Consider the following 17212-nt stretch of genomic DNA (forward strand, 5'->3'; position numbering starts at 1 on the left):
CATGCTTGCTTGTCTTTAGCGCAACTCGCCGGCCGTCGGCCTTTACCCAGGGTGTGTTGGGCCCTCACCTGAACGGGCTATTGAGCCGTGTAAACGCAACGAAACCCGATATAGACCGCGTGAAAGTCGGCCGATTTCCACTGTACGGCTGACGCTTTTGTCTTGTCCGCACCGTACCACCACGACCCGCCGGCCGTCAGTGCCTCATCGCCCCGCCGATCCGCGAGCCATTCCCAGACATTGCCACCCATGTCGTACAGACCGTTGACACCCCGCTTGGTGGTACCCACGGCTGCATGCCGCGGCCAGCGATCTCTATCGGATGTGTTCATGCCATCAGGTTTGTCGCCGACAGGATAAGGATAGGTGCGTCCATTTACGAAATCGTCGGTAGGATTCGCACGCGTTTCGGTATAGGCGGCTCTTTCCCATTCTTCCAGGGTCGGCAAGCGTCCGCCCACGGCTAAGCAGTAGTCACGAGCTTCGTTCCACGACACATGCACCGCCGGCTCATCTTCGCCGCCTGGTTCTCCGAACGGCGTCGCCCATGTCCAGCCGCTGCGACGGATCCAGCCGTCCGCGAATTCGTGTCCGCCTCCTTCCTGTTCGGCCGCGGTCTTCAGAGCTTTGTCAGCAGCGAAATTGCGAAACTGGCCGATCGTGACCTCGGTCCGGTCGATGGCAAACTTGCCCAGATTCTCGCGTTGGGCAGGCTCGGCGAATGCAACGCCGGTAACGGCCATCAAGCCACATCGCAAAGCAATCGAGCGCCATTTCATGTATGAACTTCTCCTGTATTGCTTCTAGGTGAGAAGGGCAGGCGTCGACCCTGCGCGCCTGCCATTCATCGATCAACTCATGCGCTGACGCAATGCCGCCTGCGAACGGCGGATGACGCCCTGGTACATGCTCTGCTTGTCAGGATACCATTGCATCGACGAGAGATTGGCGAAGCCGGGAATGCTTTCCATATGCCGTGCCATCCGCTGCCGCATGGATTGATCCGGCTGAGGACCGCGCAGCGCGCCGACATTCTCGGCCGCGTGATCCGGGTTCGATGTCGCGGCAAGAACGGTCGTCACCGCCGGATGGCCCATGACCCATTTGATGAAGAACTGCGACCAGTTCTCCGCAGCGATATCGCGGGCAAAATCGGGCAGCGGCCGGCCCTCGACGATCTTGTGCAAGCGGCCTTTTTCCAGCGGCATATTTGTGAGCACGCCGACGCCCTTGTCGCTCGCCGCGCGAAGGACGCGCTCCTCGGCGTGACGATTGAAGATCGAATAGTTGACCTGGATGATGTCCACCAGATCCTTGTCGATCAAGCCTACGAGAATGTTGTGATAGTCATTCTCGTGGACCGAGGCGCCGACATAGCGAATCCTGCCCTCTCTCTTCCATACGCGCAGCAGTGGCACGATCGCGTCGACATTGACCAGGCTGTGGCAGTGGAGCACGTCGATCTTGTCGCGCCACAGCCGAAGCCTCGACTGCTCCATGCTGGCCAAGGCGTGGCTTTCGTCGGCCAGGTAGTCGCCGGTCGACCAGATCTTGTTGCTGATGAACATCTGGTCCGTCACGCCCATGGCGCTGAGAAATCCACCGACGCTGACCTCGCCGGTACCGTAGAGCGGCGATGTATCGATCACCCGGACGCCGGCATCTATATATTTCCTGGTGACCTCTCGCAGCGCGTCGCGATTGCTGCCCGGCAGCAGGTCAAAAGTCAGAAACGTTCCCAGTCCGAGCGCGGGCAGACTTTCGTTGGTGCGGCCGATCGTTCGGGTGAGTACCGGCCCCGCCGCAGCCGCACGCGATGCAGTGCCGGCTGGCGCTTGCGCACTGGCGCTCGAAACGCCGACCGCAGTTGCGTGAACAGCCGTCGCCGCGATGGCGCCCATCGCGGTGGCGGCGCCGAGAAACTGGCGGCGGTCGGTCGCCGTCGGCCAATCCTGTGGTGTATCCATTGCAAATCTCCGTGATTTCGCCTGCCGCACTTGGCAGGTCGCCTGCCAATAGAAAGGATCGACCTCTCGCTTTGTCGCGCGGGATTCTGATCAAATCACCCCGATCCTGACGCGACGATGCTCCCTTTCCGGCCTGCAAGGAATTGCGGTTCCAAGCTTGAATGTGTATTCAGGCGACATCGCTTCGCAGGAAGTCGCGATGCACCGTGTCATTGAGAATGCGTCGACAATCGATCGGTTGAGCTCCCGGCCGGATGGCTGGCGGCGCACCCAATGGGCGAACGGCGCATTCGAAACGGCGTACCGGCCGATGACCTCCATCGTCGAAGGACGCATCCTGTCGCCAAATCACCTCATCATGGCGACCCTGTCCGGCGGCGCCGAGCGACATGAAATTTCGGCCGATGGCGGGCATCGCTATGACGGGCCCGATTTGCCGTCGACCGTTTCATTTCTCCCGGCTGGCTGCGAACGACGGCTTCGGCTTCACAATGTGGGTTGGCGATGGGCAGCGATCGCCCTCGACCCCGCCAAGATTTCAGGAATCGCCGGTGCATCGATCGAAGGACTGGGCCCCCTCTCGGGTTCGGAAGACAGCTTTGTCTGGAACATGCTCGCGGAGTTCGAACGAGTTGACGCGCTGGAGGGAGGTCTCGACGCGATCTATTGCGACACGATGAGCCTTGCTCTCATTGTATACCTTGCACGCCGATACGGTGGTGCAAGAGTGAAGGATACATCGATCAAGCTGCCGGCGTGGAGGTTACGGCGCGTCACCGAATTCATCGACGCGCATTTAAGCGCGACAATTCGGATTGCCGATCTCGCTGATCTTGCGCAGCTCTCGGAAGGCCATTTCCATCGCGCATTCAGGGCAGCGACGGGGCAGACGCCGCTGGCATTCGTCCATGCGCGGCGAGTCGCAATGGCAAAACAACTGCTGGCGAGCAGCAAGCTTTCGGTCGCGCAGATGGCGCTACGCGTCGGTTTTATCAGTCCCGCGCATTTTGCCCGCGTCTTCCGGTCAATGACCGGCCAGAGCCCATCCCAATATCGACGCTCATTCCATCTTTGACGGGGGAAAGTAGCGCCTGACGGCCAATGGCGGACAACGGCAGTCGGCAAATAGCTGACGACACGCCTCAACCCTGCGTCATTTTCCGACGAGCCTGCGGCCCCGGCGTCAAGACGCAGCGGTTCACGACCAAGGACCCCTGCGGGTGATGAAGTCGCGGCACTGCCCGCGCTACAGCGCGAGCACGACCTCGCCCGACACCGCGTCCGTCACGCCGCGTCCGTTGCCCTGGTCCTCGAGCACCGGCCTGAAACTGTCGAGGGTCTTGATCATCGCCGAGCGTGCCGCCACCAGCGCGTCCTGGCTGGACCACGTGCCGATGAGGCAGAAGGTCTGATCGCCGGTCCTGATGATGACGCCGTGCTCCAGTCCCGGCCATTTGGCCTTGCCGTCTCGGTGCGCATCGAGAAAGGCGCCCTCCTGGCCCGGCTTCACCTTGAACTTGACGACGTTGTAAACCTGCATGACGCGCCTCCGGAAAATGATTGGATGAAAATGCGAGCGCCGTACCAGATCGGGTTCGGACCGATATCTTTGCACCCCCGCAACAAAAAGTCGAAAACAACCCCACGCACGGTAGGCGCGGGCAACAAAATCAGCGACTTAGAGCGCGGCGAGCCGGGATAGATCTCCGCGGCGGACCCGGCTGCTTCAGCAAGCACGATCTTTCGAATGACCGCAGCGCACTCTGCTCATTTTACGAAAGCGTTGCACCGTCGGGCAAAACAGGAACAGGATGGCGCATCGGAAGAATCAAGATGGGCCGACCCCATCCGCTGCTCCGTACTGACATCCCTGGGCTTCACACCTCTGGAACCAACGAGGGTGTCGCGCGTTGCCGCGCTGCTCTTGAAGGTGACGCGGCTGAGGCCGGGTCGCATTGCTGGGCCAATCAAGACGGGAAAGCCGGGCGAGCCAAACCAGATGCGTCGTATCCGACTCGTGATCGCAGATCGCCGTCCGATCGTTTTGCAGGGTTTTGCCACGCTATTTGCGACCGAACGTGACTTCGAGATCGTTGCGTCCTGCATCAATGGAGCCGATTGCCTCGAAGCCGTCCGGACGTTGGCGCCGGACGTCGCGCTTGTCGAGGATGGATTTCCCGATCTGACGGCCTCAGCCATGCTGGCCGCCGTCAACGCCGAAAGCCTTCGCACACGGCTGGTCTTCTACACCGCATCGATCGCACGCGGCGATCTCGCTGCGGCCGTCGCAGCGGGTGCCTGCACCGCCATACCGATGCGCGAGGAGCCCGAAAACCTGTTGCAGTCGCTGCGGCTGGTGGCGCCGAACGCGCACCCGGCGGCCCGCAAGACAGGCAATGGCGCGTCTGGCGAAAATGGCCTGGCAGCGCTGACGGACCAGGAGCGCAGGATCATGCGTCTGGTCGCCAGCGGCATGTCGAACAAGGAGATTGCGCGCGAGCTCAAGGTCGCCCCAGGCACCATTCAGGCGCGGATCGATCACATATCCGCGCGGCTCGACATCAAGGGCCGGACGGAGCTCGCAAGCTTCGCCCTGACGCGCCTTTACGGCGGGGTCGGCGCGCTTGCAGCTCTGATTTGGGCGGCGCTCGAGGACGTTCGATCCGCCGGCGCGACCGAAGTCGATACTGTGGATGCCGACACTGTCACGGTCATGACCGCAGATGGCACCGGCGCGATCGTGACCATCAAGATCACCTCCGCAAAAACGACTCCTGCTCCGGGCAAGATGGCCAGAGCCGTCCGTATCGAGAACTCCCCGACGGACATGCCGACGCGGGCCGCCAAGCTCATCGAATCCCGAGCCGATATTGCTGGCAGCACGATCACAGTGCCGCCACTCAACCCTGCAAGGCCGGGCTTGAGCAGCGCCGGCACGTTCATGATGACGGCAGTCGGAGTCTCGCTCCTGAGCAGTCACGCCCAGGCGTTCACTGCTTGGGACAGACCGAGCGATGTCTTTGCGTGGGCTGACGCGAACGCCCCCCGCGAGTTGGTCGCCCTCGATAGTCCCGGCAGGCCCGATCTCGACGGCTTCGACAAGCTGCCCTGGCTCGATCCCGACACACACCATGAATCATTCGCGTTGGAAGCTGCCCGAGGCGACGCCATGGCCAGAGCCGACGAGGTTCAGATCATCGATGCGGCCGCGCGCGAGGACGGCTTCGGCGACAACGGCAACCCTCATATCGGATCCGGCGCCATCGACGCTCTGAGGGATCATGGCGGCTTGGAACAGGCGGCCGCAACGGGCGCGAGGAATGCCGAACGCGGCACGACACAGGCAGCGGCGATCGACGCACGCGATCATGGACAAGCGCAGCGCGATTTGCACGCTTCGGAAGACGGCGCAGCAGCCGGCAAGCCGGAGACCGAGCACGGGCCACCCGACCACGCATCAAGCCAGGGAAAATCGCACGCTTCGGAGAAGGATGCAGCAGCCGGCAACAAGCATGCCGAGCTCGGCCCGCCGGAGGGCGATTCCGCTCGTGGACAATCGCAGCGTGATTTGCATGGTTCGGAAAACGGTGCAGCGGCCGGAAAGCATCAGGACAAGCAGGGCTCGACCGGGCACGACCCCCATCATGGACAATCGTATCACGCTTCGGAACCCGGTTCCGCAGCTGCCAAGCAGCTTGCCGACGATGACGGCCCCGCAAGCCATGCCAATTCCGGCCAATCGCAGCGTGACTTGCACCAGGCGCATCCAAACGCTTCTCAAAATCCGCATGCAGAGCCGGGCCAAAAGGCTGACGGCCACGACCCGGCGAACCACGGCGCCGGTGCAGCACAAGCGGCTGCCGCGCCCGGGGCCGGAGATTCCTTTCATTTCAGGAACGATATGCCATCGGCCAAGGGTTCGGATCATCGCGAGAGTGGCTATGGCACCGACACGGCAGAACACGGCCCGCACCGCGCCGGACATCCCGAACTGTCGCTGATCCCAGATGCAGACCTGATTGGCCATTCGCACGCGGAGCAAAGTGCCGTTGATCACGCGAGGGGCGTTGAGCATCATCCAGTGCATGATTGGTTTGTGTAGCTGACCAAGCAGAAGCTGCCAAAGCAAGAGGACGAATGACGCCGCTTCGCTCGACGGTCTCCCGCGCGGCCGCCGCGGGCTCAGCCGGCGTTAACCATGGTCGACGGTTCCGGTCCCAGCAAAATCGCTTCGAAGTTTCTTAAATCTTGCTGGGTACTCCTCCTGGGCGTGGCGACCTGGGAGAAGACATGAGCAAGCGGGCCAAACGCCGGAAGGTCGAGACGATCGCACTGCCGATGGCAGCGAGAGTCGGAATTGGCGCCGTGGCCATCGCAGCATTGGGGTATGGCCTGCTGGGCGCCCCGGGAAACGTGCAACCGGTGCGGCAGCCGTCCGCGCCCCAGGCCAAGGCATCGTCAACGCCGGTCTACGTGGCACCGCAGGTTCACGCAGCAGCGCCCGCGCCGCCCCCGGTTCCTACTCCGGCGCCGCTTGTCGAACCGCCCAAAGCCGACGCCGAAATTCCCGGAGCCTTGGTCCGGCAGGTGGTCGACTATGCCAGCCGCCAGACGCCGGGCACCGTGATCATCGATACCAACAACACGTTCCTCTATCTCGTCCTGAGCGACACGCAGGCGATGCGCTACGGCATCGGTGTGGGCCGCGAAGGTTTTGCGTGGTCCGGTGAGCAGACCGTGGCGCGTAAGGCAGAATGGCCGGATTGGCGCCCGCCTGCGGAGATGGTCTCGCGTCAGCCCTACCTGCCGCGGTTCATGGCGGGCGGGCCCGGCAATCCGCTCGGCGCCCGCGCGATGTATCTCGGCGAGACCGAATATCGAATTCACGGCACCAACAAGCCCGAGACGATCGGCAAGCGGGTGTCGTCGGGCTGTATCCGCCTGACCAACGAGGACGTCGTCGACCTCTATGAGCGGGTGAAAGTCGGCGCGAAGGTGATCGTGCTTCCGACGAATGCGGCCCGTCGACCGTCCCAGGGTACGCCGCCCGATGCCGCATCCCGATCTCCGGACCCGGCCTCGCCGTCGAACCGGCCGTCGGCAACGAGCGCACAGGTGCCATCACCCGGACCGAAGATCGCCGAGGTGCAGTAGTTCGGCCCTTCCTCCTGGCTCTGCCTCGAGGACAAAGAGCAGTTCAAGTCGTCACTTCACGTCGATAGCCACGGCCGAACAGACCATCTTGCGCGACCAAAGCCGGTCTGCGTTGGCAAGATGCGGCACCGAATTAACCCTATCGACAAATGATTGCCGTTGGGCGGCGGCCGCCGGCAAAGTTGCCTCATTGACGCGCAGAATTTTCAGCGGCGCTAACCTGGGTCAGAGGCGCGTTATGCTGAGAATGGCGTTGTTGGGCCTCCTCATCCTGTTGAGTGTGGGAATGCTGTCGGCCATGGAGCTGAGCGCTCCACCGCGTCGCATCGCCGCCACGGTCCAGCCGCCTGCCGAGCAGAACGCAAGCATCCCCGCTTCGCACGATGCGCTGGCGAAGGCCGACCGCCTCGAGGTTGCCGCTGAGAGCCGCGCGATGCCGACACAGACCGCTTCGGTGGATAACCCGGTTGCTCCGCAGGACGTGCATGTCCGTTCATTCGCGCCGACGCCGATCGTCCGTCCGCGAAGCAAACCGAAACGGATCGCGACCGCTGAACCTCCCAAGCCGAAGCCAAAGGCATTTGGCGTCAAACGAGCCGCCACTGTTCAGCGCGCAAAGGCCGCCAACGAGACCGAGCAGTGTCGCCTCAAGGCGTTCGGCGGCCTGCTCAAGGCTTTGAACTTGACCGGCTGCGACATCTGAGGCCGCCTCCAGGAACGTCTCGCAAACTCTTCCGATCAGCCATATGTTGCCCGCATGAAAAAGATCGGATTTCTCTCCTTCGGGCACTGGACGCCCTCGCCGCAATCCCGGACGCGCTCGGCGGCGGATACGCTGCTGCAATCGATCGAGCTGGCGGTCGCGGCCGAACAGCTCGGGGCCGACGGCGCCTATTTCCGCGTGCATCATTTCGCGCGGCAGCTGGCCTCGCCGTTTCCGCTGCTCGCGGCCGTCGGCGCCAAGACCAGCCGAATCGAGATCGGCACGGCCGTGATCGACATGCGCTACGAGAACCCGCTCTACATGGTGGAGGACGCCGGCAGCGCCGATCTCATCGCCGGCGGACGGCTGCAGCTCGGCATCAGCCGCGGCTCGCCAGAGCAGGTGATCGACGGCTGGCGTTATTTCGGCTATCGGCCGGCCGAGGGCCAGAGCGATGCCGACATGGGGCGGCGCCATGCGGAGGTCTTCCTCGATCTCCTGCGCGGCGAAGGTTTTGCCGAGCCCAACCCGCAGCCGATGTTTCCCAATCCTCCCGGGCTGTTGCGCCTGGAGCCGCATGCGCCGGGCCTGCGCGAGCGGATCTGGTGGGGCGCCGGCTCGAACGCCACCGCGGTGTGGGCGGCGCAGCTCGGCATGAACCTGCAGAGCTCGACGCTGAAGAACGATGAGACCGGCGAGGCCTTTCACGTGCAGCAGGCGGCACAAATTCGCGCCTATCGCGCGGCGTGGAAGGAAGCCGGCCACAGCCGCGAGCCCCGCGTCTCCGTCAGCCGCAGCATCTTCGCGCTAATGGACGAGCGCGACCGCGCCTATTTCGGCGGCGAGCGCGGCAGCGAAGACCAGATCGGCTTCATCGACCCGCGCACGCGCGCGATCTTCGGGCGGAGTTATGCGGCCGAGCCGGACGTTCTGATCGAACAGCTGCGCCAGGACGAGGCGATCACCGAAGCCGATACGCTGCTGCTGACGATCCCGAACCAGCTCGGCGTGGATTATTGCGCGCATGCGATCGAGGCGATCCTGATGCATGTCGCGCCGGCGCTGGGGTGGCGGTGACCTGAAAGGCGTGACACGACCGCAAGTCGTGATTGACTTCATGCACCACCGACGCCAATGATCCCCCGGGGCATTGTTGGACTGATCGGGGGTTGAATGGGCTTGCGTCCAGGAATTTTCGTTGCAGCATTCTTGCTAGCGGGGTGTGCGTCAGGGCCGATGGGCAGCTCGGCGCTGACAGAGAACGTCAAGGCCAACACTGCGCGGCTTGTCATCTATCGCTCGTCCGCCCTCGGTTTTGCGATCCAGCCAAATTATGCGGTCGATGGAAATGTCGTTGGAGGCAGCCAGGCTGCAGGGTTCGTCGCCTGCGAGCTGCCTCCGGGCCGCCACGAGGTTGCGGTCAACAATCTTCCACTGAGTACCAACCTGTTCGGGCAGGGAAGCGAGAAAGTGAGCCTCGATCTGCGCGCCGGCAGCACCACCTACCTCTCCGCCCAGCCACAGGTGGGAATCATCACGCCCGGTGCGATCACGTTGGTTCAGGTCACGGAAAGCCAGGGTCGTGCCGACGTCGCCAGCTTGCATCAGAGCAACAGCTCATGTGGCAAGGCGTGATCTGAGGCTCTCCGCGGCCGAAACGCGGATGAAACGCCTTATTCTGCAAATCGTCTTGCGCCTTGGTCGCTATGCGGTGCTTCCCGTCGTCGCGCTGGCATGCACGATTCTCGCCATCTGGCTGATGATCATGGACCGCTACACGATTGCGGCGCTGGCCACGGCACCGATTGTGTTCACAAGCTCCATGGCCACCATAGCACTCGCAATTGGGCTCCTGTTCCTGCCTTCGCGCAAGCATGGCGGTTTCGAAGCCGACGAACAGACCGCCCCGGGGCTTTGGGCCGCATGGAGGGAGCTCGATCGCAGTTTTGTCAGATCGAACCGCACTCTGCTGGTCGACACCGATTTCAACGCTTCGATCTCGGAAGAAAGCCGGTATGCGGGCGTGTTCGGACAGCATGTCACGATGACCATTGGTCTGCCATTGTTGATGATCCTGGACCAGCGATCGGTTCGTGCCGTTATCGCTCATGAAGTGGCGCACGCCCGGCTTCGGCACACTTCGGGAGGCACCAACCTCGCCGATTTCATGGCGGCCGCGGAGAACGTTTTCTTCTACGCCGATCCGGAGCACACGATTACCGGATACATTGCTCGCATCCTACTCCATTCCCTGCTCGAAAGGCTGGAGAAGGAATACAAGGCATTGTCACGGGAGAACGAGCTTGCCGCCGATCTGGAAGCGGCCGAGCAGGTTGGACGCGAGGAGATGGCACGCGCGCTGGTGATGATGGAGGTTTGTGGAGCACGTCTGGCCGATCTCGTCTTCGCTCCCCTGCAGAAGGAGGTGCTCGGCGCAATCAAGGCGCCATCGCCGCCATTCGCGCGAATCTTAGATCAGATTCCAGCTATAAGAGCGCCCGGATTCATGACCGCCGCCGTCGCCAGTCTGAGCCGCCAGCACGATCCCGATTCGACACATCCGCCTTTTGGCCAGCGGTTGGCCAGCCTCGGATACATCGACGTACCTGACGTTGGCGAGATACAAATGTCCGCGGTTGACCAACTTCTCTCACCGGACGCTGCCAACCAACTCACCTTACGATTCGATGAGGAATGGCGGAAGAAGGTCCAGGAGTGGGTCAGCGTCGGCAGATGAACGTGCGGGCTCTGGCCGAGCGAACAATTGCTCGACGATCTTCGTGTGTCCGTGCTAGCTCTTGGGACCGGCGGCAGGATCACGCGAGCTGGACAGTGTTATGCTATCCTGTCTCCTCCACAGCGAGCTTGCCGCCATTCGCCGGGTCGCGCGATGAATCAGCGTCTGTCACTCGTCAGTCTCGTGGTCGCCGACTATGATGAAGCGATCGCCTTCTTCACGCGCGCTCTGGATTTCGAGCTTTGCGAGGACACGCCGCTCGGCGGCGGCAAGCGCTGGGTGGTGGTGCGGCCGCGGGGCAATCCTGGTTCTGGCCTGCTCCTGGCGCGGGCAGACGGGCCGGCGCAGACGGCGCGCATCGGCGACCAGACCGGCGGGCGCGTCTTCCTCTTCCTGGAAACAGACGACTTCGAGCGCCATCATGCGCGCATGACGGCGGCGGGCGTGCGTTTCGTCCGGCCGCCACGGCACGAGGCCTATGGCGTCGTGGCGGTTTTCGAGGATCTGTGCGGCAACCGTTGGGACCTGATCCAATCGTCAAGCCGCAATTGATGCTGTCGCCGCCGGTTCCGCCAGCCTCATGCCTATTTCGACTTGAGGGGCATCGCCGATTGTGGGCGCATCACGTCCCGCAGCCGAGGTCCTCAGACCATAGAAGCGACTTTCGGAAAGAGCTGGCTGAGCGCATCGGCATCGATGCCATCCGCGCCGCGCCACCAGATGGCCGGGTAGGCCCAATCATTGGTGTGATCGGGAGGCCGGTCCCGGAACTCATCCGGCGTAAAGGCCTGCAGGAAGCCGCTGCGGCCCGCCGGCTTCAGGACGCCGCAATAACCGAGAATCTGGATGAGAACGCACCGCTCGGCTCGGTTCGACTTGAGCACTTTGCCGATGCGCTTCTCCAGCTCATTCGGCCTTGCGTCCGGAGGGAGGCCAGAGGCGATGCCGACGATCTCCGTCAGAATCGAGCAATCTTCCTCCGTCGGCTCGACCAAATCAGCTTTTTCGAACTGTGCGAGGTCGAACCAGCAGTACAGGGGATCGGCGTGACGAACGCCGCCCCATTTCCATCTCTGGAAGCTCAGCAGGTTGAGATCCTCTTGCGCCGGGCTCCCGTCACCGTAGCGCCCGCAGATGCGGCAGGGCAGCCGGCGGCCGAGCGCTCGAGAGGCCTGTTTCCGAAGCCCATGAAGAGGGAAATGTGCGGCACAGGAGAAGCTGCCCAGCGCCGAGCGCAAATCGAGTCGGCGGGTGCTGAGGCTGGCAAGGAAGGCGTTGGCGACCTGTTCCAGATTCACCCGGGCACGGATAGAGACGAGCCGCGCGACGATGTCGTCATGCGTCACGACGAGGGGATCGAACATGTAACCGGCTTGACGGGCATACTCGAAATCCGCCTGATCAGTCGCCGCGCTTTGCTTCCAGCCCTTTGGCGGCCAGTAGGCATTGAAAAGGATCTGAAGGGCTTTCCTGTCGTGAGGCACGAGCCGTCTCCTACCCATGCCGTCGCGGCTCAGGCGCATCGGCGACCGCTGGATCGCCTGCGCTTGTAACCTACTCACCGCCCCCATCGGAACAGAATTGCGAAGCCATGCACGGCAGAGCCCGCCCGACCGGCGTGCGACCTCTGGCGATCGCGCGCCGTGTCATGCCAGCCTCACCCCGTCTTCGTCCCCGTGATGACGGCCAGCGCCTCGACGAGGCGGTCGAGATCGGCCTCGTCGGTGAAGAGCGCCGGAGTCACGCGGATGCACTGGCCTTTGGCGACGCCGGCGCGGCGCACCGTCATGATCCGGTAGCTGTCCCGAAGTTTCGCAACGATGGCCTCGTTGTCGGCCTTGCCGGTCTTGCCGGCGAGGCGGAACGACGTGATCGCGCCATATGAGCCGGCCTCATCCGGCGTCAGGATCTCGATATCCTTGAAGCCGCGGACGCGGCTCACCCAATAGTCGCGCAGATGGCGCAGGCGCGCTTGCTTGGCCGCGCCGCCGATCTGCTGATGCAGCGCCAGCGCCGTCGGCACCGTCAGCATCGTGGCGAAATTGACCGTGCCGGTATGCACCCGCGAGCGAATGTCACTTTCCGGAAAATCCTCGTCGCACATGTTGCGGTCGATGGCGGCGAGGCGATCCTTCCTGATGTAGAGGAAGCCGACGCCGAGCGGCGCGCCGATCCATTTGTGCAGATTGAAGCCGACGAAATCGGCCTCGAGCTCGCTCACCCGAAAGTCGAGCTGCCCCCAGGAATGGGCGGCATCGACGATGGTGTCGATGCCTTTGGCCTTGGCCATGCGGGCGATCTCGGCGACCGGCATGACGAAGCCGGTGCGGTGGCTGACATGGGTCAGAAGCAGAAGCCTCGTCTTCGGGTTCGCCTCGATGGCGCGGGCATAGGCGTCGAGCACCGCCTGGCGGGTGGCGGGCTCCGGCACGTCGAACTTGACCACGTTGACGCCGCGGCGCGCCTTCAGCGCGTTCATCGCATATTGCATCGAATCATAGTCGAGATCGGCATAGAGCACGCCGTCGCCCGGCTTCAGCCTGTTGTAGCCGCCGATGAGGAGCTGAAGCGCTTCGGTGGCGCCGCGGGTGAGCGCGATCTCAGCTGGAAGCGCGCCGACCGCCTCCGCCACCTTGGTGCGCACCGCCTCGAAATCTGCGCCCGCACGCAGCCGCGCGTAATAGGTGTTCTGATAATTGACCATGTCGGACTGGCGGATGAACTCGCGCCGCACGGGCTCGGCCATGATGCCCCAATAGCCGTTCTCGAAATTGACGATGTCCGGCGTCACGGCATAGAGCCCTTTCACGGCCGCCCAATAGGACTTGTCGGTGGCGATGGCGGCCATTGAGCCGGTCGGCTGCGGCGGAAGTCCTTCGGCGGCAAAGGCCGGCCCCGCAAGCGGCGCCACGGCTGCTGCGGCGAGGCCCTTGAGCATCGCGCGGCGGTCCGCTGAAATCGTCCTGATCAGTTGCATGTCAGCTCTCCCCAGAGCGTTTTCGAGCGAAGCGGCGTCGGGATCGCATCGCGAAAACGCCAAACGACGATCCAGAGCTCCGTTCCGACGTCACCGGACGAAGCAGGCTCTGGCGCGCGGGACAAGAGCAACGGACGATGCAGCGGAGATGACCGGAGCGTGACAATGCGATGATCGGAAGCCGCTGGCGACGGCGCGGCCGGAGCACCGGCCTCGACGCGCGCGAGCGGATGTGGGGTCCGGTTTCTTCCTTTGTGCTGAAACCGGAACCTTCACATTCAGTGCAGGTAGCCGATGAGATAGATGCCGCCGCCCAGCACGATGATCGCGGGCACTGCCCAAAGAATGAACACAGGCAATTTCCTCTCCTCCAGTTGAATCCTCCCGGGAGAGAACGGGAAAAAACGGCAAACGTTCCGGGTTTCCCCGGAACGGCGCAGCCGATGGCGAGTTCATTGCAGCGCCGCATGCAGCGGCGAGGGAGAACGCAATGAAGAAGCTCATGTTGATTTCGGCCGCCGCTCTGCTCGTGTCGACGGGCGCGATGGCGCAAACCACCGTCACCACGACGACCGGGGCCGGGCACGGCGCGGCCGTGCAGATCGAACCGGAGTCCCGCACCAAGATCCGGTCCTACGTCACCGAGCGCAAGATCCGTCCGGTCGAAACGCGCGAAAAGATGGTCGTCGGTTCGCCCGTGCCGAGCGACGTCGAGCTCGCAGCCGTGCCGAGTGACTGGGGTCCCTCGCTCACCAAGTACCGCTACGTCTATTCGGGCAACCGCGTGATGTTGGTCGATCCCGGCAGCCGCATGGTCGTCCAGGAGATCGACTAAACCGCCGCACGGCGGGTCGTCGCGGCGGCCCGCCCGTGCATTCTTTCGACAGCTCGTTTGCGGTAGCGCCTGATGCCGATCGTCCGATACGTCGTATTTGCAAGCATTTTCGCGGTGGCGCTGCTCTTGTTGCTGGATCGCTCTCTGCCGCAGCCCGCGGAGCGTGCTGCCGGCCCGGAGGCCGCTCGGGCCACCGTTCGCATCCACTCCGCACGGGCGCTGCCTGACAAAATCATCTTCGACACATCCACTCGGATCGCCGCCACCGTCTCCACTCCCCTGCTCGCCGCCGACGCGCCTGATCGCGGTACGAGCGGCGCATTGACGATGCTTGAAACGCGAACGCCGGACGTCGCGGCATCTCGGCGCGACACGGCGCGCGCAGCCGGTCTGCATTCGAATCGGAATGGCCGCGCGGCTTCCTCTCGCCTCTCCACGCGTCAGGTGACGGCCGGAGCATTCTGAGAGCCGGCGATCGTAGCGAACGCGACTCCATGGCCGCAGCACCAGATGAACGCTGAATGAATAAAAGCTGTGCGCTTCGCGTCGCGGAACTGTCTCAGGCTGAATCGAAGCGTCAACGTGTCCGACACAAGGAACGTTTCCGCGATTGCCAATTTATCCCGGGCCTGATTGGCGATTTGATTTTTGGAAACCTGGAGGAAATGCACATGAGGATCCTGAAGCTCTCTGCGGCTGCGGCCGCGCTGCTGGCCGGCACGGCGCTCGCCGTTGCGCAATCGAGCTCGACGGTCGGCACCGGCGGTTCATCGGCCGGCGGCGGCACCAGCTCTTCGACGGTGGGCACCGGTGGCTCTTCGGCTGGCGGCAGCGGGTCAGGCTCTGCTTCGACGCTCGGCACCGGCGGCTCGTCGGCCGGCGGCGGCACCAGCTCTTCGACCGTCGGCACCGGCGGATCGGCGGCCGGCAGTGGCTCGGGCAGCGGCTCGGCCTCGACACTCGGCACCGGTGGTTCATCGGCGGGCGATGGCAAGAGCTCATCCAGCGTCGGCACTGGCGGCTCGGCTGCGGGCGGCTCGACCGTTGGCCAGTCCGGTTCGTCGAAATCGCCCGGCATGGGCGACGGCAAGTCCGGTAGCCACGCCAGCGACATGGGCCTCGAAAAGGGCAAGGGCCATAACAAGGACGAGTGGAAGAAGGACAAGAACTAGTGCCTTGACCAGGAGCGGCAGCGATGCCGCTCCTTCGTCTTTGTTGGAGGAGAACTCGCATGAACAGATCAATCATTGCGATCGCAGCGTTGGCACTGACGTTTAGCGCAGCTCAGGCGGCTACCATGGAAAAGACCGGCAAGACGGCGTCGGGCGAGACGTGCAAGGTGACGGTGGTGAAGCATGCGGACGGCAGCATCACGGCCGCGGGCGCATCGGGTTCAGGCACGACGGGCTCGACCGCATCGAGCGGCTCGCTGTCGAGCTCGAGCTCTGCCGGCGGATCGTCGGTCAATGTGCAAGCGGGCGGCGGCCACGTCTCGAGCTCCTCGTCGACGGCGGGTGGGCCCGGCTCCACCAGCGCCAGCACCATCACCGTCAACGGCTGCACAATCTCGACCTCGTCGCCTTAGGGTACAGAAAGGATTGAATCATGAGAGCGCTCGTTACGACCTCGGCGGTCGCGCTTCTGCTTGCCGCCACTTCACCATCGCTGGCGCAGACCAGCATCACCGGCGGCAGCGGCGGCTCGGCTGCAGCAGGCGGCACCTCCGCCTCCACCGTCGGCACCGGCGGAACGTCCACCTCGGCGACGGGCCGCACCGGCTCTTCGATCGCGGCCGGCGGAAGCGCCGCTACCGTCGACGGCAAGACCAAGACCGGCGTCAGCATGAACAAGGGCAACGGTCCGGTACTGAACTCCAACGCCCGCGCGCAAGCCCATGATGGCGGCACGTTCAGCCGCTCGCACACCCGCACCAAGGTCAAGGCCGGCGAGCAGGTCGGCTCGACCACCAAGACGATGTCGCATGTGCCGGGCTCGAAGCCGACAATGTCGAGGACGACGACGACGGCCCGCTAGCATCGCGCGGCTCTATTCCTCACCACCTGCTGCCCGGCTTGGCCCGGGCAGCTTTTCCGTTTGCGACTTTCCGTCTTGCGAGCCGGCTCAGCCACCACGCAGGCTGTGGCTGATCCGGGTGACGACGGCATCCCATCGCCGCTTCTGGGCGGCCGGGTAGTTGATCAGAACGCAGTGCACGTAGCCGCGCGCGAAATTGCAGCGGTTGTACCAGATCTTGTCGCGCTTGATGCTCGAGACCACGAAGAAGTTCGAGCTGATCCGTTTGTAGATGATCCCCGTCGGCGGATTCTTGCTGGCGAGGAATTCGGCCGGCGACAGACCTTGCCGGTTCTCGACGGCCTGAACGGTGAAGTCGGCATTGCCGTCGGAGCTGCGGAAATGCTGCCCATATCCGTCAGGCTTGCCGGCCGGTTCGGTGAAGATCGCGGCGGGAATGTCGACCGACGTTCCGGATTCCGGGATACGGTAAGTCCTCCAGCCGCTTGCCGAGGCGATCGAGGATGTCGCACAGAGCGCGATGATTGCGGCAAGCAATGTCTTCATGTCCGCCTCGTCATTTGCGCGGCGCCAGTTGCAGCTCCATCAAGGCCATCCTTTGCAGGTTGGAGACGTCCCGCTCGCCAGCGCCGGCGGTGCGCAGGATGGATTCGGCGAGCGCGTTGACATGCGAGGAATGCACGGGATCCGGCAGGGTCGCAACCGCAGCTTCCAGCGCGGTCGTCATGATCTCGATCACCTCGGGAGAAAATTCGGCGTTGGAAAAATTCTTCATCGCGTGCGTCGGCCGCTTGTGCGGGTCGTG

20 protein-coding genes are annotated in these 17212 nt (G+C 63.6%); 13 read left to right on the top strand and 7 right to left on the bottom strand.

What is annotated here, in order from left to right:
• Positions 1–77 precede the first annotated feature (77 nt).
• Together I6F16_RS26305 and I6F16_RS26310 are read right to left on the bottom strand one after the other, a co-directional pair.
• On the bottom strand, positions 78–779 hold the full coding sequence (locus I6F16_RS26305; RefSeq protein ID WP_225114308.1) for a formylglycine-generating enzyme family protein: 702 nt from the start codon (positions 777–779) through the stop codon (positions 78–80).
• Positions 780–851: 72 nt separating this feature from the next.
• Positions 852–1967 (bottom strand): aldo/keto reductase, encoded by a 1116-nt coding sequence (locus tag I6F16_RS26310; protein WP_225174134.1) that lies wholly within the window; start codon positions 1965–1967, stop codon positions 852–854.
• 199 nt (positions 1968–2166) lie between these two features.
• Between I6F16_RS26310 and I6F16_RS26315 the strand changes: the two genes are divergently transcribed.
• Positions 2167–3042 carry an AraC family transcriptional regulator gene (locus tag I6F16_RS26315; protein WP_141697659.1) on the top strand — a complete coding sequence of 292 codons (876 nt, stop codon included), beginning with the start codon at positions 2167–2169 and terminating at the stop codon, positions 3040–3042.
• Between the two features lie 171 nt (positions 3043–3213).
• Here I6F16_RS26315 and I6F16_RS26320 read toward each other — a convergent pair whose 3' ends face one another.
• Entirely contained in the window at positions 3214–3507 is a 294-nt protein-coding gene (locus I6F16_RS26320) for a hypothetical protein (protein ID WP_036014479.1), read from the bottom strand.
• 207 nt (positions 3508–3714) lie between these two features.
• Here I6F16_RS26320 and I6F16_RS26325 point away from each other — a divergent pair, with 207 nt between their 5' ends.
• The 7 genes from I6F16_RS26325 (at position 3715) to I6F16_RS26355 (ending at position 11113) form a co-directional block, all read left to right on the top strand.
• The gene (locus tag I6F16_RS26325) at positions 3715–6069 is read left to right on the top strand and encodes a response regulator transcription factor (protein ID WP_225114310.1); all 2355 of its coding nucleotides are present in this window, start codon (positions 3715–3717) and stop codon (positions 6067–6069) included.
• A 188-nt stretch (positions 6070–6257) separates the two neighbouring features.
• Positions 6258–7121, top strand: coding sequence for a L,D-transpeptidase (locus I6F16_RS26330; RefSeq protein WP_225114311.1), 864 nt, complete (start codon positions 6258–6260; stop codon positions 7119–7121).
• A 238-nt stretch (positions 7122–7359) separates the two neighbouring features.
• Entirely contained in the window at positions 7360–7824 is a 465-nt protein-coding gene (locus I6F16_RS26335) for a hypothetical protein (protein WP_225114312.1), read from the top strand.
• A gap of 54 nt (positions 7825–7878) precedes the next feature.
• The gene (locus I6F16_RS26340) at positions 7879–8901 is read left to right on the top strand and encodes an LLM class flavin-dependent oxidoreductase (protein ID WP_225114313.1); all 1023 of its coding nucleotides are present in this window, start codon (positions 7879–7881) and stop codon (positions 8899–8901) included.
• Between the two features lie 159 nt (positions 8902–9060).
• Positions 9061–9459, top strand: a complete 399-nt coding sequence (locus I6F16_RS26345) for a DUF2846 domain-containing protein (RefSeq protein WP_225114314.1) — start codon at positions 9061–9063, stop codon at positions 9457–9459.
• A gap of 28 nt (positions 9460–9487) precedes the next feature.
• Positions 9488–10561 (top strand): M48 family metallopeptidase, encoded by a 1074-nt coding sequence (locus tag I6F16_RS26350; protein ID WP_050995992.1) that lies wholly within the window; start codon positions 9488–9490, stop codon positions 10559–10561.
• 153 nt (positions 10562–10714) lie between these two features.
• Positions 10715–11113 carry a VOC family protein gene (locus tag I6F16_RS26355; protein WP_225174135.1) on the top strand — a complete coding sequence of 133 codons (399 nt, stop codon included), beginning with the start codon at positions 10715–10717 and terminating at the stop codon, positions 11111–11113.
• A 92-nt stretch (positions 11114–11205) separates the two neighbouring features.
• Here I6F16_RS26355 and I6F16_RS26360 read toward each other — a convergent pair whose 3' ends face one another.
• A complete protein-coding gene (locus I6F16_RS26360; protein ID WP_225114316.1) occupies positions 11206–12045 on the bottom strand; it encodes a hypothetical protein in 840 nt (279 codons plus the stop codon).
• Between the two features lie 173 nt (positions 12046–12218).
• Positions 12219–13538: an aminotransferase class V-fold PLP-dependent enzyme gene (locus I6F16_RS26365; protein ID WP_225114317.1), complete on the bottom strand. Its 1320-nt coding sequence runs from the start codon at positions 13536–13538 to the stop codon at positions 12219–12221.
• Positions 13539–14028: 490 nt separating this feature from the next.
• Between I6F16_RS26365 and I6F16_RS26370 the strand changes: the two genes are divergently transcribed.
• The 5 genes from I6F16_RS26370 (at position 14029) to I6F16_RS26390 (ending at position 16407) form a co-directional block, all read left to right on the top strand.
• Positions 14029–14373, top strand: a complete 345-nt coding sequence (locus I6F16_RS26370) for a DUF1236 domain-containing protein (RefSeq protein ID WP_225114318.1) — start codon at positions 14029–14031, stop codon at positions 14371–14373.
• Between the two features lie 72 nt (positions 14374–14445).
• Positions 14446–14838: a hypothetical protein gene (locus I6F16_RS26375; RefSeq protein ID WP_225114319.1), complete on the top strand. Its 393-nt coding sequence runs from the start codon at positions 14446–14448 to the stop codon at positions 14836–14838.
• A gap of 206 nt (positions 14839–15044) precedes the next feature.
• Complete coding sequence (locus tag I6F16_RS26380; protein WP_057027814.1) at positions 15045–15545, top strand: hypothetical protein; 501 nt, start codon at positions 15045–15047, stop codon at positions 15543–15545.
• A 59-nt stretch (positions 15546–15604) separates the two neighbouring features.
• Complete coding sequence (locus I6F16_RS26385; protein WP_074448055.1) at positions 15605–15958, top strand: hypothetical protein; 354 nt, start codon at positions 15605–15607, stop codon at positions 15956–15958.
• Positions 15959–15978: 20 nt separating this feature from the next.
• Positions 15979–16407, top strand: coding sequence for a hypothetical protein (locus I6F16_RS26390; RefSeq protein WP_225174136.1), 429 nt, complete (start codon positions 15979–15981; stop codon positions 16405–16407).
• An 87-nt stretch (positions 16408–16494) separates the two neighbouring features.
• Here the strand turns inward: I6F16_RS26390 and I6F16_RS26395 are convergent, their stop codons facing one another.
• Positions 16495–16953 carry a hypothetical protein gene (locus tag I6F16_RS26395; RefSeq protein ID WP_225114321.1) on the bottom strand — a complete coding sequence of 153 codons (459 nt, stop codon included), beginning with the start codon at positions 16951–16953 and terminating at the stop codon, positions 16495–16497.
• A 10-nt stretch (positions 16954–16963) separates the two neighbouring features.
• Positions 16964–17182, bottom strand: coding sequence for a hypothetical protein (locus I6F16_RS26400; protein ID WP_036026528.1), 219 nt, complete (start codon positions 17180–17182; stop codon positions 16964–16966).
• Positions 17183–17212 lie beyond the last annotated feature (30 nt).

It is taken from the genome of Bradyrhizobium sp. IC4060 (genome assembly GCF_020193715.1).
Taxonomy (GTDB): Bacteria; Pseudomonadota; Alphaproteobacteria; order Rhizobiales; family Xanthobacteraceae; genus Bradyrhizobium; species Bradyrhizobium yuanmingense.